Below are 25,662 nucleotides of genomic sequence, written 5' to 3'. Positions count from 1 at the left end.
AAGTTATCCCGATGTCGTACAATTATTTTCTCCTTTTGAGGCCATACTAAACTGCTCCAAGGCATTCTGGAAGATGTGAGCGGGAAAGATAAACAAACAACTTTATAAAAAGGGGATCCATATGGATATCGAAAATAAATCCATTATGAAATTTAAGGTTGCACTTTGTGACTTATATGGCCATGTTCAGGATAATCCCTGCATTTCAAAAGCTTGGGTGGCTGGTAGCTTAGTCGAGGGGACTTATGATTCATATTCAGACGTTAACTTATACATTAAGTTTGCGTTTGAACTAAAAAATCATGACAGTGTTTCATTACTAAATCGTTTAGGGATCGTCATTATTGAAGAAAACCTAACGACATCAAAAATTCATCAAATGCTCGGTTTATATAAGGATTCCGTGTGGTTTCATATATTCATTGTTCAGGATGAAACAACTCGGCCATATAAATGTATTGATTTAAAAGACCGTAATGTTGATATTGAGGACGTACTCAGCAAAACCTCACCTTATAAACTCATTAGCCATTGGAAAGATCAAGAGAGGATAAAGGAAAAACTAGTACGGTATTTTGATGGGTTTTTAGGAGCTTTCAAAACGATAGAAGCTGGACTGGGAAGAAATGATTTATTTGTAATTCAACTTGCTATTGAAAAAATGAGAAGCTGCTTACTCAATGCGAGTCTAATAATCTCTAAGTGTGGAAACATATTTGATAATAATCGAATTGAAATCTATCTACATGAAGAGATTAAAAAATTATTTATGAATACTTATAGTCAGGACTTTCTGGAGAAAGATGACTCAGGAAGTGATAGCGTGAAGATTGGTGAGGCGGTTAAGCGATTATTTGAAATATTTACGATCTTATTGTCTGATTATGATGTTTTGTATAGTGCTTATCCGCGCCATAAGGTTGATGCTATACAAAGGTTTATGAAAGATCGCTTTGGTTGGAACAGCTATAAAGAAGTTGGTCGTACTGACCTTTTATTGTATGACGTCGAAATTGCAAGTACATATGATAAAAATCGTCCTGTACCTCAAGAAATGCAGATCGGCTTTCAAAAATTAGGGCAGTTGTTAATGTTAAATAAAAAAATTATGGAATTAGGTCCAGGTACGGGCAGAGTTACAATGGAAGTGCTGCCATTTGCAAAGGAATATGTTGGAATCGAATATTCCTTGCCTATGCTTAATTTCCTAAAGAGTAAAATTGACAAAAAGGGGCACATGAACACCAAATTAATTCATGGTGATATGATGAAACTCGTTGAATTGTGTCCTGATGAATATGATGTTATCTTTGAGAACAGCGCAATTCAATTTGCTCTGGACCCATTCAGAGTTGTTGATCAAATTTTTAGTATGTTAAAGCCGGATGGTTTGTTTATACGAATTAATGAATTTTGGCAAGAAGATTTACTTCAAACTCGTTTAACAAATATTTTTCATCATACAGTGAGTAAAATCATAAACGAACCATACATTACCAAAAACTATGCTGATGCTCGCAAAAAAATGCTTCTTCATATGCAGCGTAGAGGAATTACTACACGTAAAGAACGTCTGGCAAGTTTCGAAAAGAAAATGTTCCTCGGAGATTTTGTTCAAACGTTTAAAGACCGAACGTTCCCCAGATTCCATCGATTTAGCGATGCGGTGATTGAGAAAGGGATAGATGCCGTGCGGCAAGAAGTATCGAAATATGGGGTATGTCGTGATGAAGACTATTTTATTGATAAAATTGATCTAATTTGTTTCATTAGTGAAAAAGCAAAAAAGGAGTGTGAAGCGGGTGATTCTATCTCAATTGGAGATTAGCATGGATGGCGTTGACACAAGCAACTTGGACTGCATACACGATAATATTGCAGTGCTTCTACATCATGGTGGAATTCTAAATGCCGATCATATTTTTGCTTCTACTTGGTACTTTGATTTTATAGCAGATGAAACGGCTGTGACGCCAATTGTGCCTAAATTAGATTACCTTGCACTCCCAGAAAGAATATCTTATGCAGGATTCGAATTAACTGAGAAAAAATTTAGAGAAGGGGATTACATTAGTACGATTACCGATCTTCTAGCACAAGGAAATCCGTTAATTGTATTTGGCGATGCCTTTTATATGCCCTGGCTTCATTATTATTCAAGAGAGCATCACGAGCATACGATAATTATTGCCGGAATAAACTCTGCAACAAAAAAGATCGCAATTATCGACGCTTTTCAGAACTTAACTCCATGGGGAACAATACACCGTCAGAAGAAAGAAATATCTCTTACTGTGCTGATCGAGGCAATTGAGAAACTTCAAACAACAAAAAGAAAGAGCTATTACCTATTAAATAAAATCGGTCCACAGACATCTTTGGGTAATGAAATAATAATGAACATCAATAGTGAGAGAATTATACAAAAAGTAGGGGAAGAACAAACTATCAGTAAATTCTCTTCTTACTATAAAGAGCGATTTATGTCTCGGGAGTATTTGGATCAGTTTGTCTATTCATGCTGGCTAACAGCAAGAGCTAGGGTCAATTATCATAAGTGGATGAGCTATATTGACAGCAAAATGAACACCGTTAGTTTAATAAATGAGTTTTATGAAACCATTGTAAAGCCATGGAACCAAGTCAGCACTTTTGCATATGTATTGTCTGTCAAACTTGATCAATATGATCGGTTGCCTACATCGTGTTTTGACCTTCTTGAGAAAAGAGTGGAACCAGCTGAGTTAGCTTTCGCAAAGAAATGTTTGCATTTGAACGATACCCAGAAATAAAGAACGTGTGGTGCCTCATCATTAGGATGTTGATAAACGCCACAAAACTTGGTATAATATACGTAATTTATTAATTTTTTACATGTGCTATTCAAGAATAGTTCAAGGTCATTCGATTACAGTGTGAAGATTTAAAGAACATAGATGCAAAGCTAGTGAAGGATGGTAATATGACACTAACCATCAGCTGCATAAAGATTAATGAATTAATTGCACCAGGGCATACTTTGCAATGGGGTCAAAAAAACGATGATTGCGCGTATTTTGAAAGTATGGGCAACCTTGTCGTGAAGTGGGGACAAAATAGCGATGCTTTAGAATCTAGTAATATTGTAGTCGGCAGGAGATTTAAATTGGTTAATATGAGTGCACAAGTAACATCTGTGCGTGGTGTCATTTTTCGTTTGAATCCTAATGTTCCTTTACAAAAAACATTCATTTTAAAAGAAAGATCTAGAAGTAGTGATATATATTCAGACATAACTGATTTGTTTGACAATGTCGTGTCCCCTTCACAACTATATCAAAGCCTCTCGATCTTGATTCCGATGGTTTTAACGACAATTAGTAACAACTCTAGCCCATCCCATGGAAAAGAGATCATTGGAAAAATTGATCCCAGATTAATCCTTATACATCGCTTTATTCGTAAAAACTATGAACAACAATTGTCTCTTCACCAATTAGCGGAATTAATTCATTGTAACCACATCTATTTGAGTAATACATACTCCAAAGTATTTGGTATTTCACCTATGAGATATGTGCAGTATCTAAGAATGAAGAAAGCTAAGGAGCTTCTCACCGCTAGTAATATTCCTGTTATTGAAATTGCTAATCAGCTCGGATACATATCTAGTTCACAATTTAGCGCCTATTTCAAAAGATATTATAATCTAACTCCTTCAGAGTATAGGAATCAACAACTCTTCTAGACAGAGCACCTGAGTTAAGGAACAAATGATTGTTTGCGTATGAGTGGTTAACGCTACAGAACACTACGAATATGTGTTATAAATAATAACTGTTTATAGAAGCGTTAGTTTACTATAGTTAATTTCAGATATTTTGAAAACCCTTGACAGGTTGATTCGGAAGAATAAACAATCCAAATGAGTGTTAGTGTACTTATAATTCACAAAAGATTGGTGATACAATAGTGATTAATCCGAAGCAATTATTTGGTATGAACCATACAAGAAAATATTGGTATTACAATATTAACCAAGAGCAACAATGGAACAATTATTCGTTTTTTCCTTCAGTACATGATCTACATCAATTGGAGTTAGTGAAACAGCAAGAACAACAATTACTTTTTATTGCAGAACCAGAGGATACTTTGTTTTTTCGTCATCAACCTGAAGAAGAATTTATGGATTATTTGTCTGAAGAGGGGGTGAATATTCCCAAAATCCTGCCATGGGGGGATGTACATCGCATTGCCTTTAAGGACACTGATCCTTCTTTGCTTATACCATACATTGTTTCGGAGGAGTTGAGCTCGTATCATTCAGATAAATCCTCTATAAAACTGTTCGGCTCAGATATTAATTTGATAAAACGTATTAATAACAAGTTTGAGACGAGAAGATTAGCCGAGTCACATGGATTTCAGGTGACTAAAGGGTTCTTCTGCAATAGCAGTGAGGCATTAAGATGTGCATATAAGAATTTAAGGGATCAGGGATTTAAGAATATGGTTATTAAAATACCATACGGATCTTCAGGAAAGGGACTTAAAGTCATCGATAGCGAAAAGTCTCTTGAAATGATTATAGGATTTATTTCAAGACGTAATCATTCTTTTGAGCTTTTATTGGAAGGCTGGCATCCAGTTCGGAATAATTTAAACTGTCAATTATGGATTGATCGAGAAAAAGTTCTCGTATTAGCAATCACTGAACAAAAAATAGATGCTAACGGTATGTATTTGGGCACAAATTTCACTCCGAGACATGATTCGGGAATTATTCAGCAATATAGTGATGAAATTCTACGGTTAGGTAGTATCTTAAGGGACCTAGGATATAACGGTCTATGTGGTGTGGATTCGATCATTGGGGAAGATGATATATTATACCCCATTATTGAAATCAACGCTAGATTCACTCAGGTAACCTATATTCTTCCGATGGTAGATTATTTATCTCATGATTACAGCTATGTGATAAGCAGTTTTATTAATCTTGGATCTGAACATAGGTATAGATTCAATGAGGTCTATACAATGTTGAAACAAAGGTTAAGACCTGATACATCTAATCACTTTTTGATTTACACGTTTGCATCCTACACTATACCGGATGATAATAAAACGATTTATCGCATTTTTATTTTGTTTTATGGGAATAATCAGGAGAAAATTCAATGTATGATGGATTGTTTGCACAAACTTCATGGCACACAGATTCATCCTGACGAAGTTCAATAAGTATTGTAACAAAGTAATTTTCAAGAACAAAAGTTTGGTTATCTGTGTAATGCATTGTAAGTTTTACACTAAATGCATCAAGATTCTTACAAAAAACCATTTTCCCCATATATTACTCATAAATCGAAAAATGCGAAATTCTCCCCGTGCCCCAACAAAGTATTTTCTTTGTAGGCTTATTATTCTTATCCAGTTTATTTAACTCAGAGAGGAGAGATTGTGGTGACTTTATTTAAAGATAACTTATCTCTTGAAGGTGAGCGAGTCAGGCTATTACCGGCGTCACTTGAGCATTTGGATGGATTATTTAAGGCAAGTTATCATAGCGATATTTGGACGTACAGTCCATCAATAATTAATAACCAAGATGACTTGCATACGACAATGAGGAATTGGATAATGTCAAAAGAGCAAGGATTAAGATATCCATTTGTAATAATTGATAAAAGCTCAAATGAGATTGTTGGTAGTACAAGTTATATGGAAATATCTTTACAAAATAGAAAACTTGAAATAGGTGGAACTTGGTTAGATCCTAAGGTGTGGCGAACACGAATTAATACGGAGTGTAAATTCTTATTGCTGAAACATGGTTTTGAAAAATTAAACTTAGTACGTATTCAATTCCGTACTGATTCAAGAAATGAACGATCCATTCGCGCTATTCTTAGAATTGGAGCGCAGTTCGAAGGAGTACTGCGACAAGACATGATTATGCCAGATGGTTACTTGCGTAACTCAAACTTGTACAGCATTCTTAATACAGAATGGGAAGATGTAAAAACAAGATTAGAACGCTATATGAAGAAGGAAGAGATAAATTAATTTACATGTTCACAAATCTCGAGTCATCATGGAGACATTTCTAAGATGAGGATCTAAAGTTCATTTTCGTAATTTCACTTCAGACTTTTTCACAAAACTCGTATTTTGTACATATGTATACAATTAGACTCAAAGCCTTACCACGACTGGTTTTGGTCTTGTCGGATGTCAAGAATGCGTTCCTATAAATGACAAGATCGCGGTTTGCTCGTTGACGTATGCCGTCATTTCCCTACTTGCCCACTCACATTTTATTGTATCAATTTGATGAGGCAATTATTAGTTAAAATAAAGATGGACAGCTGCGGGCTAGCTGTCCATCTTTTACTGAAACTATTGAATTAAGTTCATGTGTATTGTAGAACCCATTCCTTAATTTGAGCTGCTACATCAGCTACGTCGGCAATCGTAGTATCGACAATAGGCATTTGTGGGCTATATTCTTTATCTGCATTATCAATCAACCATTTTGCAAATTCCTTATAGTCTTGAATCATTTCTTCTGGCCAATTTCTTTCACGTAATCGCTTCTCACGGGTTTCATCATTACAATGTAAATTCAAATAATATACATGCTTAAAATATGGATAGTCAACACATTTTTCAATATCCCATGTCATTGCTGCTCCACATATTAATGTCATCCTTCCACTTTCAGCTGTATTTCGCGCAACCCTAAGCCAAACCTCTCGTATTTGTTGCTCGTCAGAAATACCCACTTCGCGGAGATTATCGATATCAAAGATATCAAAATCAGGTAATATTTTTCGAAGCTCATTAATAACGTAGGTTTTTCCAGAACCACTCGAACCAGTTACAATAAATAGAGGTATTTTTTTCTCCATTAGTGAGTGATTTCACTGGCTAGTCTGACAGGAAACGAAGTTGTGCCGTGGGCATTGTACAGTACCCTACCACTTGCGAAGTCTTCATAATTATGGTCGTATTTCTCGTGCAAGTACTTCATTATCAAGACTTCGTTGGAAGGGCTAGCAGGTTATCGCGGAGCTCGGCATAGGCATCCGTATAGCCCATTTTGGCATAAAATCGCATGCCATCCAGACCCTTGAAGTACCTGGCTCCGGTCAGTCTCGCTCCAAAGTTGTGAATCGGTTTGCCTATCTGCACGGCATGAATACGGAATGCCTCTGCCAAATCTCTTCCTGGTATAGCATCTTCAATCGTCGCTATATCAATGAGAAAATCTCCGTATAATGGATTGGAATCGATAATGCCCGTGATCCTTTTACCATCTGATAGAATGTTCCAAGCATGACAATCGTTATGGACAAAGTAACGGTACGGCGCATTGTATTGGCTAAACGTTAGCAGCCGGCCGAAGCATTCTTCGAAGACGTCTCGTTCCAAGCAAGTGGTATGAAAGAGATCGTGCCAGTTTTCCCAGAAGGTCCCTGTCTGATCTTCAGCAAAAAATGACTGAATATAATCTAGCCATGAGGGGAATTCGCCGTTGCCGTCATCCCTCACTGCCCCGAATCCGGTTGTTGTTTCAGGCAATCGAACTTGATTCATTACAGTAATCGATTGAACCAAATCGGAAAGCACATTAACCTTCTGTTCGGGTAAACAATCAGCCAACACATTACCTGGTATACGCTCTGAAATGCAGTAACGATAACTCCCCACAGTCCCTTGCCCTAGCATTTTTGGATAGCGTACGCCTTGAGAGGAGAGTAACTCAGCAATGTATTGCTCCCTTAGGTAGCCTCCCTCCTCGGCTTGATTAAACAGAATGACATACTCAGACCCTTTCATTTTAAAGTAATAGACGGTACTAAAATTTCCATTTTCGACAACTGCGGATACTTCCTGAGCAGGACACCCCCAGTGTTCTTGCAATACAGTTTGAACAGTTGTAATAGATATATCTGGCTTATTAGGTCTCATTCTACTTCCTCCTTAAGGTTTTCAGTTTTCTCCACGCATTAACATCTTTTTTACACGCTGGGAAGGCTTCATACCAAATCTATGGCCTAGACAGACACATTCTAGCAGATGCAGCTCTTTGGAATGTTTGTATGAAACCATTCATTCAAGGGGGTACAATTGAAAAAAAATAGTAAATGGAAATAGAAAAAGCCGTGGATGAACAATCGTTCACCCACGGCTTTCATTCCGTATACATGCCTAAAAAGAAACGGCTGCGCCGTCCTAAAGCATTCCATACGGAAGCAGTGATGATGATTTATTTCATAACGGAGTACACGAACGACGACAAGTCAAAGCTTACCCTACCTAGTTAAGTAGAGTGCTTCAGTCACGCTCATGTAATATTAGGTTAGATTAACCTTTAATTTCCGTCAGAAACACCATCATCATCATCATCATCACTGCACATATCCCACCATTCAACTATTTTACACTATTATAAAACATATATTGGAATAGTCAACAATTATATTTTTTGATGACGATATCATTCGTTTTCATACTCAGCTAGCTTAGTCAATTACAAGCTGCCCGTTTAATAACCAGTGAAATTTGTGGCTTACGAGTTTGTCATATATTTCTGTACATATTCAAAAAATGTAACCCTCCTTCAAATTCTACATTATCCAACGGAACCATCTAGTGTAAAGCTTGTTTTTATTAAACGTTTCCACTCTTCTAAAACCTCTTTCTCCTTCCCATAGATGTCTTTGTGCGCAACAATTTCGATTACACCCACCTCGGTTGCTCTTCTTTAATGTCGGGCTATTTTTGTTTGATCAGCTTCAAGATCATCAGGTCTCTTCCGCTTTCTCAGAACATACAGAACAACATACTACAGAAAAAAGGCGGTGTTATCGTCATCTCAGTGGATGTTGCTTCAGACGGGTTCAGTCAACCCGCTATTGTAGTCAAAGCTGGCGTCCCTACCCAGCTGAATTTTACCAAACATACATTTAGTTTTGCTACAATGCGTTGATGATACGATTAAACCACTATTCATGAAAAAATCGATGAATTTAATAAGTGCTTCTCTTATGCCAAGTCCTTACATATACTTCAACTGCTTTTCTCCAACGAACGGCTACTTTCTTTATTTTTTATGTTTGGCTGAAGCAGCAGACTGAAGAATGCCCCGCCTAAAGCAACACAAGCGGCTAACAAGAATGTATCAGCATAGGGAGATATATTGTCTACGTCTGATATTCTTGAGCGGAGGGCAAAAAATTGCCCCAAGCCAGCAATCGAGAGAGGAATAATAAAGTTAGCGCTGGCTGATGTTAATGGGGTGACTCGATTGACCGATTCAGATGGAGCCGATTGTAAAATATACGTGTTCAACGACATCATACATAGCCCCATTCCGATGCCAAGTAATCCTACGATGCCTCCAATGTATAAACCATTTGCCTCAGCAGAAACTTGCGACAGGATAATTAGAGCCACCCCTATGATTCCCAATCCCGAGCTTGCGAGTAGTCGAATTCCAATACGGTCGAACAACTTCCCTCCAATCGGCATGAGCAGACCTGAAGTTACTGCCAGCATGCTCATGACAATTCCAGCATCGAGAGGACTATACCCTTTAAACTGTTGTAAATATTGCGGAATAAATACAAAGGAGCCGTTCAACGCAAGGTATTGTATCCAACTCACAAACATCCCTCTTCTGAAACGAGTTTCTCGGAATGCACGGAGCTCTATCAAAGGATTAGGATGATTCGTTTCATGAAACCATAGCCATACTAACAGAACAATGCCTATTAATCCCATTCCCCACATAATCCAGGCATCCAAATTCAAATTAATGCTTAACGCCAGTAATACAAATGATATTGGAGCTAGGAAAAGTCCTACAACATCTAAGCTTTTGCTGTTTGTTTTGATCTTCTGTACCGAATCTTTCTTTAAAAGAAAACGCAGGTTCAGCCCAATGGTGATGAGGCCTACAGGAAGGTTAATCAAGAAAATCCAATGCCAACTGATGAATTCAAGCAACCATCCGGAAAGTATGGGACCTGAGGCCGGTGCTATTAACATGGGTATACCTAACATCCCCATCACTTGACCTTTTCGATCGGCTGGCGCCAAACGAAAAATCATCGCCATACCCATAGGTTGGATCATGCCGCCCCCTAAACCTTGAACAATTCTAAAGATAATTAATTGATGAATATCCTGAGCCATAGCACATAATAACGATCCTAAAATGAACAATATAACAGTATAAAGAAAGGCTTTCCCAGAACCAAATCTATCCGAAAACCAACCCGCTAATGGTATAGTCACTGACATGGCTAGCATGTAACCAGTAATGATCCATTGAAGAGTTCCAAAGGATACATTAAAGCTGTCACTCAAACTTGGAATAGCCACATTCATAGCTGTACTATTGATCATAACCATCATCATGCCTGGAATGATAGCCAGGAGAGCAAATATAAGTTGTCTGCTTTCTTTTTTTGATATCGATGCATTCATTTTTTCTTCCCCCTTATTGAACATCGTGTTGAACATTTTTGCCTTGAGCTATTATAATGTAAAAGTAATCCTTTGTAATGTTCATCAATCGTCGATATGTTCAATAATCAACACTCTGCGTCATTGCGATTAATAAATACTTAATTTTTTAGTAATCCAGGAGGAAGTCATGAACGTAAAAATGGATCGACGAAGTTTACGCACTCGCGAAATTCTAAGGGAAGCCTTGTTTGATATAGCATCGAGTAAACCTCTGGAGGATATTACGGTTAAAGAACTTACTGATCGAGCGGGATTAAATAGAGGTACATTTTATGTACAATTTCAGGATATGGGCGATTTTTTGGAACAACTTAAAAATGGGATTTTAGAAGAGTATCAAAGTATTATTAAGAAACTAGGCTATCGGACCGGAGAACGTGAGCCATTCGTTGAACCACCTGTCGGGTTTATTCGTCCCTTTGAGTTTATTCAGTTACACGAGCGTTTCTTTCGGATTTTTATGGGTTCAGTAGATTCTACTGGGTTCACTAAACAAATGTCTGAACTTCTGAAAAAACAATTTCAATCCGCGTATTTACTTAAGCATCATCAAATCAAACCAACTGACATTCCTGTGAAACAGCTCTATTTATTTTCCTATTTGGCGTCAGCATATATTGGTTCGTTACAGCTTTGGATACAACGTGATTTTGATTTATCTCCACGTGAAATGGCCATTTTATTTTCAAAGATTTCAAGACTCGGATCGGCTAGTCTGGATTTTCAATAATCCTATCCTTGCAGCTATGCGTCTGTTAATCGCACACCTAATTTAAGAAAGATAGATATATTAAAGGGTTTCACATATTAGTCATGACTAATAGTGAAACCCTTTATGTTCAACTATAGTGTCCCGTTAGTTCAATAGCTTCCTCTTCAAAATGGAAATGTATTCTGTTTCTAGAGCGATCACGCTGCTGCACGTCTTACAACAATTCATGGTGGCTGTGAGCCCCATCTATCCAGGAAAACTTTTTTGCTTATGCTGAGAATGGGATGCCAGCACATGGCTTTTATAATCGGTTGGAGATACGCCAAATTGTTTCTTGAACATTCGACTAAAATAAAATTGATCGCCGATGCCTACTAATGCTGCAATCTCCTTTATATAAGTATGCCCTTTCATAATTAACTCTGCCGCTTTGTTCATTCGAACCGTATTCAGGTAATGAATCAGGCTGACTCCCATCTGATCTCGAAATACGCGGCACAGGTAGTTTTCGCTGAAATTGACATGGTCAGCGATCATTTCCAAAGTAATTTTGTCCTGATAGCGGCTACCTATATATTGAACAACTTCAGCAATTTCTTTTCTGGTCACGGGGACATTCTGTACACTGGAAATCTCTGTCCATAATCTCAGCTCCTCGAGTGCAGCCATCGTGAACGCTAATAACGTTTCAGAGCTTTTACATTCCAGGATTTTGCTCCAGTTTGCCTCATACTCTTCAGGATTTTTAATCTTCAATTTAGGATCGCATAACGGCAAATAATCCAGACATTTATAGACAAAGCTTTTGAGTGCTGCCGGATGCACGCCGTTATGCTTGGCTTGTTCAACAAAATCTGTTAATAGACGCGCGATTGAAACATGATCCTCTTCATATAATAAGCGCAGAATCGCATTGGAGAAGTCTACATAGTTTGCGAATTCTATGTCATGCTTCAGCTTGATGTCATTGCTGCAGATCAAGGAATGCTCCTCGTAAAAGTTAATATCGATCGCATCCTTGCAAGCAGCATACGCTTCTTTCGCTTCCGGATAGCCGCATATTTCCGGGGAATATACGATAACCGGCTCCATCGTCATGTACATTCGAATCAGCTTTTGTATTCGCTGCGCAAAGCCCTGCGGCTCAAAGCCGCATAGATGCAGCCGTTCCTTCTCTATCAGCACAAGGATCGAATGAGCCTCTGCCTGAATGACCTCTGCATCCTGCTCGGATTCAATCAAGTCCAAAATCATATTTTCAATAAATGACAACGTCAGGCTTATTTTTTGAGCCGCTTTGAGGGAAGCTCCCTCCAGATTAATGTAGAATAAATAACACGCCCGGTTCAAAAAATTCCAGTGTATCTCCTGATGCTCAAAAACCTCATCCGCTTCGGAATATGGGTTCGTAAAATACTCTTTCAGCATTGTATTTTTTACACTTTTCAAATTGCTTCTCAGCACTTGCTCTCGCGTCTCTTGCTCTTGCAGCGTGACCTGTTGTTCTTTAAGCAGCTTTGCCGTTTTTTGCAGCTGTTCAATTAACGTCTCCGTTTTGATGCTGATTTTCAGCATATAATCGACCGCTCCAAGCAATAGCGCTTCCCGTACAAGCTCGTATTCGCCAAAATTGCTTGCGACAATAATTTTACCTTTATATTCAAGCTCGTTCAGCTCTCTTATCAGCTGGAGTCCGTTCATATTGGGCATCTTGAGATCAGTAATAATAATATCCGGCTGCAATTCCTTAACCAGGGCTAACGCTTCTATTCCGTCCGAGGCTGTCCCGCAGATCGAAAATCCTAATTCTTCCCAATCCATCATCGTTCGTAAAGCAATTTTCACAATAGGCTCATCATCTACCAGCAACACATGGAGCATCTATAGATTAACCTCCCACTGACTTCTGAATTGGAATGATGATTATACAGCGCGTACCTTCCCCTACCTCACTCGAAATAAATAAGCCGTATGGTTCTCCGTAATGGAGCCTGATACGTTCATTCACATTATGGATGCCGATTCCTGACAGCTTGTCCCGATGCTCAGAAGCGCGTTGAAGCTTCATATCAAAGCCCTTCCCGTTATCCGCTATCTCAATATGAAGCTGCTCCGCGGCCTGCTGAACGCGAATGCGGATATCGATCGACTTCCCATTTTCAGAAATCCCGTGAATAATCGCGTTTTCCGCGACTGGCTGCAAGATGAACTTGGGAATGAATACGGAACGAAGTTCGTCATTAATGTCATAGCTAACCTGAAAGCGGTTGGCATAACGGATGTTCTGGATTTCAAAATAATGGGCAAGGTTTTGAAGCTCTTGATCAAGCGTAATTTCTTCATTGTGATCTAAGATGGTGCTTCTCAATAGCTCTGACAGTGAACTGATTCCGCTGTTAAGTACCGGAACATGATTAATGACCGCTAGCCAGCGCAGAGTATTTAACGTATTGAACAAGAAATGCGGATTGATCTGCGATTGAAGCATTTGCAGCTCCAACTCCCGCTTGCGCTTGTCATTGAGCTTTTGTGCATCCATCAACGATTCAATTTCGCTGACCATGCTGTTTATTTTACGAGAGAGAACACTCATCTCATCATCGTTATCGTCCTGTATCCGATTAGAAAACTCCCGATTTGAAATTTGATTCGTATAGGCAATAATGCCTTTTATCGGCTTTACAATACTGTTGTTCATAAAATAAATAATGATGATACAAATAATTACAATCAAAATGACAATAAAGAAAATACTCAGTGTAATCTGACTGATTTCAGAATTAATATAGGAATACGGGATCAAGGAAATCAAATACCAGCCGATTTGCTCGTTATAAATATAGGATACTTGCTGATTTGCGTTGTTCACGGTGCCTGAGAATGAGGATCGATTGTTTTGCTGCGCCTGTCTTAGCATGGACAAGAGAGCAGGGTCCCGGTACGGCTCTCCTAAGGCTGTTTCCTTGTCGCTCGAAGAGAAGATTGTGCCGTCACGTCCCATAATAAGAAGCTGCGAGCCTTCTCCTAGATCAACGCTTGACAATATATTCTTAGAGAACAAGTCTGTGCTGACATAAACGAAAGCATACCCGATCTGCTCAGAGCTGTCATGCTCGGCATGGATCCTTCTCCCTACCGCAATCGTTTCGTAAGCTCTCGTCGTTCTTACATAGGTTAGTCCATCGTATGGCGCATTCGCGTCTACATCGGCTATGGCTTTCTCAATATCTCTTTTGTTGATCGTTTCATATCCAAGTTCATAAAATGGAGTATGATCCGTATTCAAAATGCTAACGGTTACAACATGTGAAGGAAACGTGGTTCTAAAGATCGCATCCATCGCCGCTTCCTTCGAGGTTGATGGAACCAGATGCTGATCACGTTTATTCGCCAGATTTGCTTGTACGAATTCATTCGTCGAGATAGAGCCATTGAGAAATTGATAACTTTGCAGCTCAGTCAGCAAGTTTTTATTCACTAGCGTTATGGCCTGATAGGTTGATGCAAAGAGTTTATCGCTAATCGACTGCGAATACAGCTTGTATGCGTAAAATCCGAGAAAAATAATTGGAATGACCGATACAATAAGAAAGGTTCCAATTAATCGATGCTGAATCTTAAATTTACGCAGCATAGCAAAACTCCTTGAAGGTAGTCTGTATATTTTAACATAACGCATACCATAACACATGGAAAAGAAGATGGTATCCACAATGCAGAAACATCTTCTCTTCATTCATTTATCTATATTTTCGATTATACATCCACAAGACGCTTATAAGCATCCCAAGTCCCAGCAGCATCGTGAAAAGCCCCAACGGGCCAATGGATCGATGACCAAACACTGTAAGCAGGATCCCGCCAAGGAACAGAACTGCATAAAAAAATTTGCCCATACGATTATATCATCCTTTCAAACCGCCCATGGTCATGCCTTGGGTTAATTTCTTTTGCACCAGTATATAGATTAGCAGGGTTGGCAGCATGACGATTACGAGTCCGGCATAAAGTTGTCCATACTCAACAGCTGATTTTTGAGCGGCCATCAGATTCATTAAGCCAACAGGAAGGGTTTTGAATTCCGGCTTCGTAAGCAGCGTCATCGAGATGATGTATTCGTTCCAGAAAGATAAAAAATTGAATAAAATGATAGTTATGATAGCGGGTCTCGCCATCGGCATTATGACTTGAATCATCGTTCTAAAATGTCCCGCGCCATCGACAGCCGCAGCCTCTTCGTATTCCTTCGATAGAGACTTAAAATAGCCTGCTAGCAAATAGATCGTAAATGGCAAAGCCATAGCCGCATATACCAGCGCAAGCACAACCATGTTGTTTAATAGAATAGGCTGACCAAAAAACGTTCTGGACAGCTTGTCTCCTTCATTCAGCATTAGAAAGATAGGGACGACGATATAATTGACATTGATGAACAAGCCAGCCATAAACATCGTATTCCACAGCACATTTCCTCTAAAGCGGTAACGAGCAAGCACATACGCCGCGGGTAGTGCGATTGCGAGCAGCAATGCGATGGACATTGCTGTCACCAGAACCGAGTTCAGCATATAATCGCCCATATTCGCCTTTAACCAGGAATCTGCAAAGTTTTGAAGATAAACCCCTTTGGGCAGCGCCCATGGACTGCCGTAAAACTCGGCATTTTCTTTAATGGAAGCTGTGAATGCCCAGCCTACCGGAATCACAATAATAACCGTTAGCAGTAGCAACGGGATATAGGAAATAAATTTGTATAATACACCTTTCCCTTTACGTTCTTGCATAGCAGAATAGCTGCTCATCCTCTTCTTCCCTCCTCAATACTCCAGGTGATCACGCTTCGTAACGGCATTAAGAATGCCGGCTAGAGCAAACGAGAACAGGAACACAACCACACCTATTGCCATGCCGTAGCCATAAGACGAATTCGTATAGGCTTCTTTGTACATATAGCTTAGAAACACTTCGGTTGCCCCGTCGGGACCGCCGCTAGTCATCGCTGTAACGAACAGAAAGCTCATATTGATGGTACTAATGATGAAAAAGGTAAGCGTTGTACGAATGTTGGTCCAAATCAGAGGTATTGTAATGGTGAAAAACTGATGCGCCGGCGAAGCGCCTTCAAGATTGGCGGATTCGTACAGGCTCTCCGGAATGTTGGCCATACTCGCCATGTACATGACCATATAATAGCCAACCGCTTGCCAGATCATGGCGCCGGCAAGACTGTAAATCACAATTTTTTGATCGCCCAGCCATAATACGGGTTCATCTATCACTCGGAACAATTGAAGAATCGAGTTGAGAAGTCCATTGCTCGGATCATAAATAGCTGAGAAAATGGCGCTAATGACGACAACAGACAAAATATTCGGAATATAAAAAACAACGCGATAGCCATTCGTGCCCTTTAATTTGCCTCTTGACAACAAGGCTGCAAACAACAGAGCCAGCGCAAATGTAATGATCGTGACAACGACAATTAACAAAATGCTGTTTTGAAACACTTGATAGAACTTTTCACTTTGAAACAGCTTGCTGAAATTATTCAATCCCACAAACGTTTTGGTATCGGTGTACCCTCCCCACTTGTACAGGGACATTCGAAATACGTCGATGCTTGGAATGAACAAGAAAACAACGAACAATACGACGGCCGGAGCCAAACAAAAAAATATGAAACGGGACCTCCCGCTGGTAGATGGCATTCCTTAAGCTCCTTCCTGGGTGCAGCGTTGCTGCGGCCAGTTCATACTGTCCGCAGCTATCATGTTCCATTTTGATTGAGAAGTGCGAGTCGAAGCGTGATGCTTATTGTGCGCTGCGCAGCGCATCGCTTGCTTTCGTAATCGCCTCTACCCAATCCTGCCTTGTTTTCGCGCCTGTAACGAGAGAATCTATGCTTCCGAATACGGTATCCGAAATATTAACGCCTTCAACCGGAGCCGTAGAGACAAATGCCCCCATTGCAGCTTTTGCTCCCTGGTCATAAATGCTGTAGAATAGCTTGTTGTCGCCATCGAGCTTGTCCGACATTCCGCTTATCGGTTGAACTGCACCGGACTTGGCAAAAATCTGTGCGGCTTCATCGGAATACAGATATGCAATAAACTGCTTTGCCAGATCCGCATTTTCAGCTTTGGCAGGAACCCAGATTTGCTCGAAGAAGGTGTACGAATAACGATCTCCGCCATCGGTTACAGCCGGAAGAGCTGTAAAGCCCCACTGGAATCCTTCTGCGCGAGGAGCATTGCCCATTTCATTGACAACCCATGTGCCGTTAGGCATAAACAGCGCTTTATTATCCAAAATCAGCTGTTGATTTTTTGTGAAGTTATCTTTATTTCCATTGGCAGGAACCGTTTTTTCGGTATATGCCGCCAGCTTGGAAATAATATCGAACGCTTGGCCCGCTTCACCTGATTGCCAAATTCCTTCTGTATAGTTCATCGCTTTCGTAAAAAATTCGGGACCGCCAACCTCATTCAGCAATGCATAGAAAAATGAATCGAAGTAGCCTGTTGTAGGATAAGCAAACAATGCAATGCCTTCCGCTTTGGCTTGATCTCCGAGTGTCCACATTTCATCCCATGTTGCCGGAACGTCCCAGCCCTTTTGCTCGAACAAGCCTGCGTTGTAGAACAAGCCTGTCGGGCTGTAGAACATCGGCATCAAATACGTTTTCCCATCGTTATATGGATTCGTAATTGTCGTATCTACAAAACCCGGAATAATTTTTTCACCTACCTTGCCCTCTTCACCCGGAATTGTCATCGACAGCACATCTGTAAGCTCTGTCATATTGTTATCTTTTACAAAGGTTTCTGTAAGCCCTTTCGGTTGACCGACTGCCAAATGAATGACGTCAGGAAACTCGCCGGATTTCATCGATGGCCCGATGACGTCCTCAATGTTTTTCTCAATCGTCATGTCCACTTTTACATTAGGCACTTGTTTCTCAAATGCCGCAGCAACCTCTTCCCAGATTGCTTTCCCATAGGCCGTTTCGAGTGCAGCAAATTTCAGCGTACGCGTCTCGCCCGAAGAAGCGCCTGTCCCCGCAGCGTTATTTTGCTTGTTGCTTTCGTTGGAAGATCCGCATGCAGCCAGAGTAAATGCCATCATAACCGCAAGCGCCAAGCATACCATTTTCTTCATCTTTTAACCCCTCCTAAAATTTGTGGATACTAGCGGCATCCATCATTCCTTTACATTGCCTTTCACGCATTCAGCTTAACGACTAGACGTCCCGGTGTTCAAGAGCATTTGGCCAAGTAGATAGAATTCAACATCAGTGTGCAAAAATTATCTATCCGATCGAACCAGTCTGGCATAACCTTCGCCATCTACCGCTAAAACGTTTTCAATGAGATGTATCCGTTTTCAGTCAAAAAGCTAAAATGATATATAACTTGTGCAATAATATTCATGTACTTCTACATTGAAAATGTTCATAATTAGTCTGTTAAGGATCTGTACCTTAGTTCTGGAGAGGGAGTGAAGACGATGAAAACTTACTCGCGTCTTACGTGGATCACGATCACAGTTATTGGACTGATAGCCGTTTCTATATTCATCATATATACGAATCGTGCGTCTTCCGATGAGGAGTCTCCTATCCGCGAGCCTTTCGCCCAAAATGCAAACGCCTTCAAGAACAAGGAGCTGCATATCGCTGTGTTTCAAGGCGGCTATGGACAAGAATACTGGAAAGAAATTATTGAAACCTTCGAGGCTGCTTATCCAGGCGTGCTCGTTCATTTGACGATCAGTCCCCGAATAGGTGATGTTATCCGGCCTCAGCTAGTGGCCGGCAATCCCCCAGATTTTCTCGTAATTTCAGATACGGAGCAAAGCGGGATCATGACCTCGTTAATAAAAGAAAAAGGATTAATGGATATAACCGGCGTATTCGACGAGTTCTCTTTGGACAGCGATCAGCGGTTAAAGGATATGATTCTTCCAGGAATTCTTGAAAGCAAGCGATTTGCTCCATATCAGGATGGAAAAATCTACTTGGCCCCATTTAACGCCGCACCAATGGGCCTGATTTACAATAAAAACCTGTTTCAAGAAAAGGGCTGGAAGCTCCCGGAAACCTGGGATGATTTTTTTGCGCTGGAAGAGGAATTGAAGAAGAAAGAAAATTATGTGAAGGATGAACGTGGGCAGCTTGTCAAACGAGCATTATTTACGTATCAGGGCATCTACCCCGAATATTTGGAGGAAATTCTGTATCCGGCACTTGCCAATTCTGCCGGCATTCACGAGCTGAAACGAATATTTTCTTATGAGCCGGGCTCATTTCGGACCGAATCTGTAAAAAAAGTGCTCGACACCTTAGCGAAGCTTGGCAGCGGCGGCTATCTCATGGAGGGAACCGTCGGACTTAATCATACCCAGTCTCAATCCGATATGATGCTTGGCAAGGCCGTCTTTATTGTCAACGGCTCATGGATGGAAAATGAAATGAAGGATGCGCCCAGAGAAGCAGGCTTTCAATTCGGAATGATTCCTGTTCCGGTATTCAACAAGGGGGATGAACGATATATCCTGTCCAGCTACGAACAATTTTCCATTCCTGCCAAAGCAAAAAACCCGGAACTTGCCAAAGCATTTCTGAAGTTTTTATATACCGAGCAATCCCTCATCTTGTTTGCCGAGAAAGCCAACGGAACCTTTGCGCTTAAGGGAGCTCAAGAGCTTTCCCAGGACAAGTTGACAGCCGGTGTCTATGAGATGTTCAGCGCCTATGAAGGAGCGACGGCCATTACGCAAGAGTGGAATGTGGTTCCCAAGCAGTCTAAGGAAGACATCCGCAATCAATTGTTTAAAAATGCGATTACTCCGATTATGACTGGCAGAATGACAACGGAGGAATGGATGGATCAAGTAGAAGCTGCCTTTGCCGATATTCAAGCCAACATGGGCACTCCATAGGAAAATCAGCGGCAGATGTTTACTCCTACCCTTTTTGTTGAGAAGACATGAATTTCGGGCGAAAAGCACTTGGCGGCATTCCCGTCCAGCGTCGAAATTGTCTTGAGAAGTGGCTGGCAGACTGAAAGCCAAGCTGCTCTGCCAGCTCCTCCATCGTATGCGTTGAATGCACAAGCAAATGCTTGGCTTGATTCAATATAAGGCTGCTTCTATACTGTCGCGGCGATTGCCCGTATACCTTCGAGAAAATACTCGTGCATCGTCCGCGACTCATCCCCAAGGAAGCTGCAATTTCATTGATGCTGCGATGCGCAGCATTCCGCAATTGATCTTCAATCGCATGAGCCAGCTCTGTCTCGGATACAGTAGCAAGGTTCGGCCCCCTATTGCCGCTCTCCGCCGAAGGTACCTGCTCCCCATACCTCATAAATTCCGTAATCGTGCCCAGTGTATGGGCTTGGATGACGAGGCGGTTCATCGCTTTGTCGGCATGATCGATATCGTTGCGACTGAATTGCAGCAACGCATGCTCAATCGCCTTGAAGTGCACGGGCAAAGCACACTCCGCAGCCTCTTCTTCGGGAATCATGACATAATCCTCCCTGCACAGCCGCTCGCGAATGATGGGATCATCCAGATCAAAATGCAAATTGAAAAATCCGTAATGCTCCTCTGAGCTATTATCAGAAGCATGCACGATACCCGACTTGATCAATAACCAGTCTCCGGCGCGGAACGCAAAGCTCTGTTTGCCTACGGTCTGCCGGATTTGTCCGCTTGTGCAATATAGCAATTCAAATAAATTATGATGATGCCTTGGAAAAGACCATCCCGGAGGAAAGCTCCCCATATGGCAGCCTATAATTTGCAGCGTACTTGTAATATCCGGGAGAGAATATTGAAGATCCATGACGAAGGCGCCTCCTAACTCACACTCATTTGTAGCAGCATTTATAGCTTAACGACCATTATACAAAAGGTCAAATATTAACCTCTTTTGTCCATTTGTTTATTGATGCATTCCTCATACAATGTGGAGAATCAAGATATTATCCATCACAACTATTTTGGAGGTTATGGCAATGGCAATCTTAACGGTGCAACAGAATCAATTTTATTACGATAATAAGCCGATTCGCTTGCTGTCCGGCGCAATTCATTACTTCAGAATCGTACCTGAGTATTGGGAGGACCGATTATTGAAGCTGAAGGCATGCGGCTTTAACACGGTTGAAACGTATATTCCATGGAATTTCCATGAATCCTCGCCCGGAACATTCCATTTTGAAGGCATGGCAGATGTTGAACGCTTTATTACAATCGCCGGCGAGCTGGGCTTGCATGTCATTGTACGGCCAAGTCCTTATATATGTGCTGAATGGGAATTTGGCGGATTGCCGGCATGGCTGCTTGCAGACCGGGATATCCAGCTGCGTTGTATGAATCGTTCTTACCTGAATAAAGTCGATCATTATTACGACGAGCTCATGCCGCGCTTGAAGTCTCTCCTATCCACACAAGGCGGTCCTATTATTGCGATGCAAATCGAAAACGAATACGGAAGCTATGGAAACGATACGGCATATCTTCAGTATTTGGAGCAGGCGATGATTAACCGGGGAATAGATGTGCTGCTGTTCACCTCTGACGGACCGGAGCATCATATGCTTCAAGGAGGAATGGTTCCCCGAGTGCTGGAGACCGCGAATTTCGGTTCAAGAGCCGAAGAGGCCTTCCAGATGTTGCAACGCTATCAGCCGCAAGGCCCGCTAATGTGTATGGAATATTGGAATGGCTGGTTTGATCATTGGGGAGAGGAGCATCATGTCCGCGATGGGAATGAGGTTGCAGAGGTGTTTGAGGATATGCTGGCGCTTGGCGCTTCTGTTAACTTCTATATGTTCCATGGAGGCACTAATTTCGGTTTTACGAGCGGAGCGAACGGCTTGGAACGTGATCACTATGAGCCTACCATAACAAGCTATGATTACAATGCCCCTTTGAATGAGGCTGGCGATCCTACCGAGAAGTACTTTGCCATTCGTGAGATTATATCGAAATATGCGGAGCTGCCATCGATGGAAGTACCTCCTCCTTCACCTAAGATAGCGTACGGCGCCATAACAGCAGTCGAGCGCGCTCCGTTGTTCAATCAAATGGAAAAGCTGACTAAGCCGGTCCAATCGGTTACACCCGAGCCGATGGAGCGTTACGGGCAAAATGATGGTTTTATTGTATACGAAACCTTTATTACGGGACCTCGTGAAGAACGGGAGCTTATCATTCAGGACTGCCATGACAGAGCGCTAGTCTTCTTGAACGATGACTTTAAAGGGGTTGTCGAACGATGGGATTCAAGCAAGAAGGTTTCTTTTGACATACCGGAAGGCGGTGCGCGTCTTCGCGTTCTTATAGAAAATATGGGGAGAATCAACTATGGTCCATATCTTGCTGATCGCAAAGGGGTAACGGAAGGCATTCGCCATGGCAACCAATACCTGTATGGCTGGACGGTATGGACGCTGCCGCTCCAAGATCTTAGTCCGCTGCGCTTCACAGACATCGATGCGGAAGCAATATCGGGTCCGGCCTTTTACCGTGCGGAATTGGAGCTTGCAACTGCTCCCGCGGACACGTTCCTGAAGCTGGAAGGCTGGTCCAAGGGGGTTGTCTTCATCAACGGCTTTAATCTCGGAAGGTACTGGAAGGTTGGCCCTCAACAAACCCTCTATGTTCCTGCTCCGCTTCTTCAAGTGGGACGCAATGAAATTATCGTATTTGATGTAGATGGCACGGACAGCCATACGCTGCAGTTTGTCGATCAGCCTGAGCTGGGCTGAAGAAGCTAACTGGTAATAAATCTCCTGCGCCAAAAAAGTCAATCTGCATGAACGGTGTCATATGCATCGTCTTTTCACTTATATTTCAATTTTCTTATCAAACCCGCAGAAACAATTGGTCTGCGGGTTTGATATGTTGTAAGTGAACCAATACGGCCACCTTTAAGCTGTTGGAATACTTTGAAGGCCATTGCTTTTATGGCTTGTATGTTCAGTAGCTATTAAGGCTAACTCGAAATTGATTTTAAGACTTCTTAGCCGCAGCATGCCGACTTGCTTGCGCTAGGCACTGTAGAACAACTGCTCTCAGTCTGAACATCAGCAGGCTGTTTTGAAGAAAGGTTATCGCTAAATTGTACTGATTTATTAACACTGCACACGCCTGTTTCCGGAAGATTCAATTCCACGTTCTCAGCTCCCTCCCAGTCCCCTGTAAGTGCTGCAACGATGGACCTTACTTGTTCATAGCCTGTTGCCATGAGGAACGTTGGTGCACGTCCATAGCTTTTCGATCCCACAATGTAAAAGTTGTGGTCAGGGTGGCGTAATTCTTTTTCACCATGAGGTCTAACTGTTCCGCAGCTATGGACGTTAGGATCGATTAATGGTGCGAGCGCACCTACACTCTCAATGTCAGAGTCGATATTGGTCCTTACTTCTCTAAGGAAAGATAAATCTGGACGTGATCCCGTATTACAAATCACTTCATCCAGCCCATTGATGCGAACCTTCTCACCATTGACCATACCCACCACATTGACTTGAGATTCATTTTTTTCAATATGGTCAATTAGGAATGAAGTGTAAATGGCTATCTTTCCCGATTCCACTAGCTGTTGTAATCGAACTCCAAGTACACCACGTTCACGAAGTGCGTCGCTTTCCTGACCACCATAAACATGGGCTACATTTGATTTTCGGATAACCCAGGATATAGATGTATGCGGCTCCTGCTCCTGGAGCCGTTCCATGTCTAACAACGCATTAATTGCTGAGTGGCCACTACCGACTATTAGGACATTCTTTCCTGCATATCTGTCCCTGTCCTTACCTAATATATCTGGAATTCCATAAGAAATCTGGCTGCTTAATGCTTGCTCCCCTTTTGTCCAAACACCATCAGAAACGGCTGGATTAGGACTAGACCACGTTCCGGATGCATCGATTACGGCCTTAGCCTCATATTTTAACAATTGCTCCCCTTGTTGCACATGAAGAACAAAGGGCAGCTCAGCACGACCAGCTGTTTTCACTTTACTTAATCCCTTGCGAGTTACTGCGACTACTTTGGCATTATAATGTACAAAGGGCTTAATCTCCGGAAGCTCCGACAATGGAGCCAAATACTCTTCAATTAATTCTCTACCTGTTGGGAATGCCTGTTCATTAGGGGACTTCCATTCCGAAGCCTCCAGCAACTGTTTAGCTGCTTTATCCATATTAAACTGCCATGGTGAAAATACACGCACATGCCCCCATTGGTTCACATTCCCTGCTATATGTACAGCAGCTTCGAAAAGAACAAAGGATTCACCCTTTGTAACTAGATGAGCGGCAGCTGCGAGTCCTATAGGCCCTCCACCTATAATAGCGACAGGCAAATCATCGGACTTAACATATTTTGAAGAAGTCATTGAGATTTGAACAGGAACTGATTTTGAACCACAACATGGACTCATAGATATCCCTCCAATAGTTCATTTATAATCGCCACAATGTAAAAATTGTAAATCAACTTTTTTTGATTTATTGATCATACGATTGCCTTTAACAGCAATCGTTTGACTTTGTTTCATTCAAACGAAATATACAGCATAACTCAGAAGACAACAGATTATTAACTTCAGATGAGTTCAACTCGTAATAACTCCAAGTTCCTCTTGTCTCACGACGAATTAACCCGGCATCAAGCAAGATTTTGAGATGATACGATAATTTAGATTGCGGCATATCGACGATCTCTGTAAGATCACATACACATGTGTTGCCTCGTTGTGTAAGCTCATACATGATTTGAAGTCTCTTCTGATCGGCGAGTGCCTTAAACTTCGCTTCATACTTTGCAAAATCCACTTCAGCTCCATGCTGCTCTAAAATCTGAAGCCTTTTAATCATGGTTGCCCACCTCCAATCCTTGTCGCTCTTATTAATCAACTTTTTTTGATTTATGGATTCATCGTATCAACCCCTTTTCCAAATGTCAACATTCAAGTAATCTTTATTTTCACTACTTAAATAATCACTTGCTAATATAACTGATTGATTATATAGTAGTCGGTGACAGAATAATTCGGCTAAAAAAAGGAGGCCTCTTCTTAACATGTCCATTGAACAATTGGCGGAGACAATGAAATTACTTGGAGATAAATCAAGACTAACGATCATTGCCTTATTAAAAGAACGTGAACTCTGTGTATGTGATATCGCTGAGTTGCTGGAAACTACCCAGCCTAATGTGAGCCAGCATCTTAGAAAATTAAAAACCGGCGGTCTTGTGACAGAGAGCCGCAAAGCGCAGTGGATTTATTATTCTTTGAATATGGAGGATAAGGAATATCTGCATGAGTTCATTCAATCCTTACCTTCAATGGCTAACAGACTAGAACATTTAAGCAAAGACAGTAACCGTTGTAATTAGTCAGGGGG

22 protein-coding genes are annotated in these 25,662 nt (G+C 41.3%); 9 read left to right on the top strand and 13 right to left on the bottom strand.

Annotated features, from left to right (window positions below; translation table 11 throughout):
* The first annotated feature begins 121 nt into the window (after window positions 1-121).
* The 5 genes from D3P09_RS21290 to D3P09_RS21270 all read left to right on the top strand — a co-directional run bounded on the left by D3P09_RS21290 (window position 122) and on the right by D3P09_RS21270 (window position 6,051).
* A complete protein-coding gene (locus tag D3P09_RS21290) occupies window positions 122-1,828 on the top strand; it encodes a class I SAM-dependent methyltransferase (protein WP_120113442.1) in 1,707 nt (568 codons plus the stop codon).
* A 1-nt stretch (window position 1,829) separates the two neighbouring features.
* The gene (locus D3P09_RS21285; RefSeq protein ID WP_120113441.1) at window positions 1,830-2,792 is read left to right on the top strand and encodes a BtrH N-terminal domain-containing protein; all 963 of its coding nucleotides are present in this window, start codon (window positions 1,830-1,832) and stop codon (window positions 2,790-2,792) included.
* 170 nt (window positions 2,793-2,962) lie between these two features.
* Window positions 2,963-3,727: a helix-turn-helix transcriptional regulator gene (locus tag D3P09_RS21280; RefSeq protein WP_120113440.1), complete on the top strand. Its 765-nt coding sequence runs from the start codon at window positions 2,963-2,965 to the stop codon at window positions 3,725-3,727.
* Window positions 3,728-3,951: 224 nt separating this feature from the next.
* The gene (locus tag D3P09_RS21275) at window positions 3,952-5,226 is read left to right on the top strand and encodes an ATP-grasp domain-containing protein (protein ID WP_133305040.1); all 1,275 of its coding nucleotides are present in this window, start codon (window positions 3,952-3,954) and stop codon (window positions 5,224-5,226) included.
* Between the two features lie 222 nt (window positions 5,227-5,448).
* On the top strand, window positions 5,449-6,051 hold the full coding sequence (locus D3P09_RS21270; RefSeq protein WP_165867527.1) for a GNAT family N-acetyltransferase: 603 nt from the start codon (window positions 5,449-5,451) through the stop codon (window positions 6,049-6,051).
* Between the two features lie 347 nt (window positions 6,052-6,398).
* On the opposite strand, the gene D3P09_RS21265 is transcribed toward D3P09_RS21270, so the two are convergent.
* From D3P09_RS21265 to D3P09_RS21245, 4 genes are all read right to left on the bottom strand, one after another.
* A complete protein-coding gene (locus D3P09_RS21265) occupies window positions 6,399-6,896 on the bottom strand; it encodes an AAA family ATPase (RefSeq protein ID WP_120113437.1) in 498 nt (165 codons plus the stop codon).
* On the bottom strand, window positions 6,896-7,018 hold the full coding sequence (locus D3P09_RS21260; RefSeq protein ID WP_120113436.1) for a hypothetical protein: 123 nt from the start codon (window positions 7,016-7,018) through the stop codon (window positions 6,896-6,898). The genes D3P09_RS21265 and D3P09_RS21260 overlap by 1 nt, the downstream gene beginning before the upstream one ends.
* 2 nt (window positions 7,019-7,020) lie before the next feature.
* The gene (locus tag D3P09_RS21255) at window positions 7,021-7,959 is read right to left on the bottom strand and encodes a phosphotransferase family protein (RefSeq protein ID WP_120113435.1); all 939 of its coding nucleotides are present in this window, start codon (window positions 7,957-7,959) and stop codon (window positions 7,021-7,023) included.
* 1,101 nt (window positions 7,960-9,060) lie between these two features.
* Entirely contained in the window at window positions 9,061-10,482 is a 1,422-nt protein-coding gene (locus D3P09_RS21245; protein ID WP_243644367.1) for a DHA2 family efflux MFS transporter permease subunit, read from the bottom strand.
* Between the two features lie 169 nt (window positions 10,483-10,651).
* On the opposite strand from D3P09_RS21245, the gene D3P09_RS21240 reads away from it, so the two are divergent.
* A complete protein-coding gene (locus D3P09_RS21240) occupies window positions 10,652-11,254 on the top strand; it encodes a TetR/AcrR family transcriptional regulator (protein WP_120113433.1) in 603 nt (200 codons plus the stop codon).
* 228 nt (window positions 11,255-11,482) lie between these two features.
* On the opposite strand, the gene D3P09_RS21235 is transcribed toward D3P09_RS21240, so the two are convergent.
* From D3P09_RS21235 to D3P09_RS21215, 6 genes are all read right to left on the bottom strand, one after another.
* Window positions 11,483-13,117: a response regulator gene (locus D3P09_RS21235; protein ID WP_120113432.1), complete on the bottom strand. Its 1,635-nt coding sequence runs from the start codon at window positions 13,115-13,117 to the stop codon at window positions 11,483-11,485.
* Window positions 13,118-13,124: 7 nt separating this feature from the next.
* Entirely contained in the window at window positions 13,125-14,870 is a 1,746-nt protein-coding gene (locus D3P09_RS21230; RefSeq protein WP_165867526.1) for a sensor histidine kinase, read from the bottom strand.
* Between the two features lie 106 nt (window positions 14,871-14,976).
* On the bottom strand, window positions 14,977-15,132 hold the full coding sequence (locus D3P09_RS28515; protein ID WP_424452462.1) for a DUF6903 family protein: 156 nt from the start codon (window positions 15,130-15,132) through the stop codon (window positions 14,977-14,979).
* Window positions 15,133-15,141: 9 nt separating this feature from the next.
* Window positions 15,142-16,038, bottom strand: coding sequence for a carbohydrate ABC transporter permease (locus D3P09_RS21225; protein WP_243644365.1), 897 nt, complete (start codon window positions 16,036-16,038; stop codon window positions 15,142-15,144).
* A 15-nt stretch (window positions 16,039-16,053) separates the two neighbouring features.
* Window positions 16,054-16,944 (bottom strand): carbohydrate ABC transporter permease, encoded by an 891-nt coding sequence (locus D3P09_RS21220; protein ID WP_120113430.1) that lies wholly within the window; start codon window positions 16,942-16,944, stop codon window positions 16,054-16,056.
* A 103-nt stretch (window positions 16,945-17,047) separates the two neighbouring features.
* Window positions 17,048-18,394: a carbohydrate ABC transporter substrate-binding protein gene (locus D3P09_RS21215; protein ID WP_120113429.1), complete on the bottom strand. Its 1,347-nt coding sequence runs from the start codon at window positions 18,392-18,394 to the stop codon at window positions 17,048-17,050.
* A 348-nt stretch (window positions 18,395-18,742) separates the two neighbouring features.
* Here D3P09_RS21215 and D3P09_RS21210 point away from each other — a divergent pair, with 348 nt between their 5' ends.
* Complete coding sequence (locus tag D3P09_RS21210) at window positions 18,743-20,176, top strand: carbohydrate ABC transporter substrate-binding protein (RefSeq protein WP_120113428.1); 1,434 nt, start codon at window positions 18,743-18,745, stop codon at window positions 20,174-20,176.
* A gap of 25 nt (window positions 20,177-20,201) precedes the next feature.
* Here D3P09_RS21210 and D3P09_RS21205 read toward each other — a convergent pair whose 3' ends face one another.
* Complete coding sequence (locus D3P09_RS21205; protein ID WP_120113427.1) at window positions 20,202-21,086, bottom strand: helix-turn-helix domain-containing protein; 885 nt, start codon at window positions 21,084-21,086, stop codon at window positions 20,202-20,204.
* 172 nt (window positions 21,087-21,258) lie between these two features.
* Here D3P09_RS21205 and D3P09_RS21200 point away from each other — a divergent pair, with 172 nt between their 5' ends.
* Window positions 21,259-23,016 (top strand): glycoside hydrolase family 35 protein, encoded by a 1,758-nt coding sequence (locus tag D3P09_RS21200; protein WP_120113426.1) that lies wholly within the window; start codon window positions 21,259-21,261, stop codon window positions 23,014-23,016.
* 254 nt (window positions 23,017-23,270) lie between these two features.
* Here D3P09_RS21200 and D3P09_RS21195 read toward each other — a convergent pair whose 3' ends face one another.
* On the bottom strand, window positions 23,271-24,695 hold the full coding sequence (locus D3P09_RS21195) for an NAD(P)-binding domain-containing protein (RefSeq protein ID WP_120113425.1): 1,425 nt from the start codon (window positions 24,693-24,695) through the stop codon (window positions 23,271-23,273).
* 88 nt (window positions 24,696-24,783) lie between these two features.
* Entirely contained in the window at window positions 24,784-25,131 is a 348-nt protein-coding gene (locus D3P09_RS21190; RefSeq protein ID WP_120113424.1) for an ArsR/SmtB family transcription factor, read from the bottom strand.
* A gap of 205 nt (window positions 25,132-25,336) precedes the next feature.
* Between D3P09_RS21190 and D3P09_RS21185 the strand changes: the two genes are divergently transcribed.
* A complete protein-coding gene (locus D3P09_RS21185) occupies window positions 25,337-25,654 on the top strand; it encodes an ArsR/SmtB family transcription factor (RefSeq protein WP_120113423.1) in 318 nt (105 codons plus the stop codon).
* Window positions 25,655-25,662 lie beyond the last annotated feature (8 nt).

It is taken from the genome of Paenibacillus pinisoli, from assembly GCF_003605435.1.
Lineage (GTDB): Bacteria > Bacillota > Bacilli > Paenibacillales > Paenibacillaceae > Pristimantibacillus > Pristimantibacillus pinisoli.
The sequence above is the reverse complement of the archived record's forward strand: the minus strand, read 5'-3'. Positions and strand labels throughout refer to the sequence as shown.

Bases quoted from the DNA above. Each gene is read 5' to 3' on its own strand.
- D3P09_RS21230 (WP_165867526.1), bottom strand. From the start codon at position 14,870: ATGCTGCGTAAATTTAAGATTCAGCATCGATTAATTGGAACCTTTCTT.
- D3P09_RS21220 (WP_120113430.1), bottom strand. From the start codon at position 16,944: ATGCCATCTACCAGCGGGAGGTCCCGTTTCATATTTTTTTGTTTGGCT.
- D3P09_RS21265 (WP_120113437.1), bottom strand. From the start codon at position 6,896: ATGGAGAAAAAAATACCTCTATTTATTGTAACTGGTTCGAGTGGTTCT.
- D3P09_RS21200 (WP_120113426.1), top strand. From the start codon at position 21,259: ATGGCAATCTTAACGGTGCAACAGAATCAATTTTATTACGATAATAAG.
- D3P09_RS21240 (WP_120113433.1), top strand. From the start codon at position 10,652: ATGAACGTAAAAATGGATCGACGAAGTTTACGCACTCGCGAAATTCTA.
- D3P09_RS21280 (WP_120113440.1), top strand. From the start codon at position 2,963: ATGACACTAACCATCAGCTGCATAAAGATTAATGAATTAATTGCACCA.
- D3P09_RS21215 (WP_120113429.1), bottom strand. From the start codon at position 18,394: ATGAAGAAAATGGTATGCTTGGCGCTTGCGGTTATGATGGCATTTACT.
- D3P09_RS21290 (WP_120113442.1), top strand. From the start codon at position 122: ATGGATATCGAAAATAAATCCATTATGAAATTTAAGGTTGCACTTTGT.
- D3P09_RS21285 (WP_120113441.1), top strand. From the start codon at position 1,830: ATGGATGGCGTTGACACAAGCAACTTGGACTGCATACACGATAATATT.
- D3P09_RS21205 (WP_120113427.1), bottom strand. From the start codon at position 21,086: ATGGATCTTCAATATTCTCTCCCGGATATTACAAGTACGCTGCAAATT.
- D3P09_RS21260 (WP_120113436.1), bottom strand. From the start codon at position 7,018: ATGAAGTACTTGCACGAGAAATACGACCATAATTATGAAGACTTCGCA.
- D3P09_RS21235 (WP_120113432.1), bottom strand. From the start codon at position 13,117: ATGCTCCATGTGTTGCTGGTAGATGATGAGCCTATTGTGAAAATTGCT.
- D3P09_RS21210 (WP_120113428.1), top strand. From the start codon at position 18,743: ATGAAAACTTACTCGCGTCTTACGTGGATCACGATCACAGTTATTGGA.
- D3P09_RS21190 (WP_120113424.1), bottom strand. From the start codon at position 25,131: ATGATTAAAAGGCTTCAGATTTTAGAGCAGCATGGAGCTGAAGTGGAT.
- D3P09_RS21195 (WP_120113425.1), bottom strand. From the start codon at position 24,695: ATGAGTCCATGTTGTGGTTCAAAATCAGTTCCTGTTCAAATCTCAATG.
- D3P09_RS21255 (WP_120113435.1), bottom strand. From the start codon at position 7,959: ATGAGACCTAATAAGCCAGATATATCTATTACAACTGTTCAAACTGTA.
- D3P09_RS21185 (WP_120113423.1), top strand. From the start codon at position 25,337: ATGTCCATTGAACAATTGGCGGAGACAATGAAATTACTTGGAGATAAA.
- D3P09_RS28515 (WP_424452462.1), bottom strand. From the start codon at position 15,132: ATGGGCAAATTTTTTTATGCAGTTCTGTTCCTTGGCGGGATCCTGCTT.
- D3P09_RS21225 (WP_243644365.1), bottom strand. From the start codon at position 16,038: ATGAGCAGCTATTCTGCTATGCAAGAACGTAAAGGGAAAGGTGTATTA.
- D3P09_RS21245 (WP_243644367.1), bottom strand. From the start codon at position 10,482: ATGAATGCATCGATATCAAAAAAAGAAAGCAGACAACTTATATTTGCT.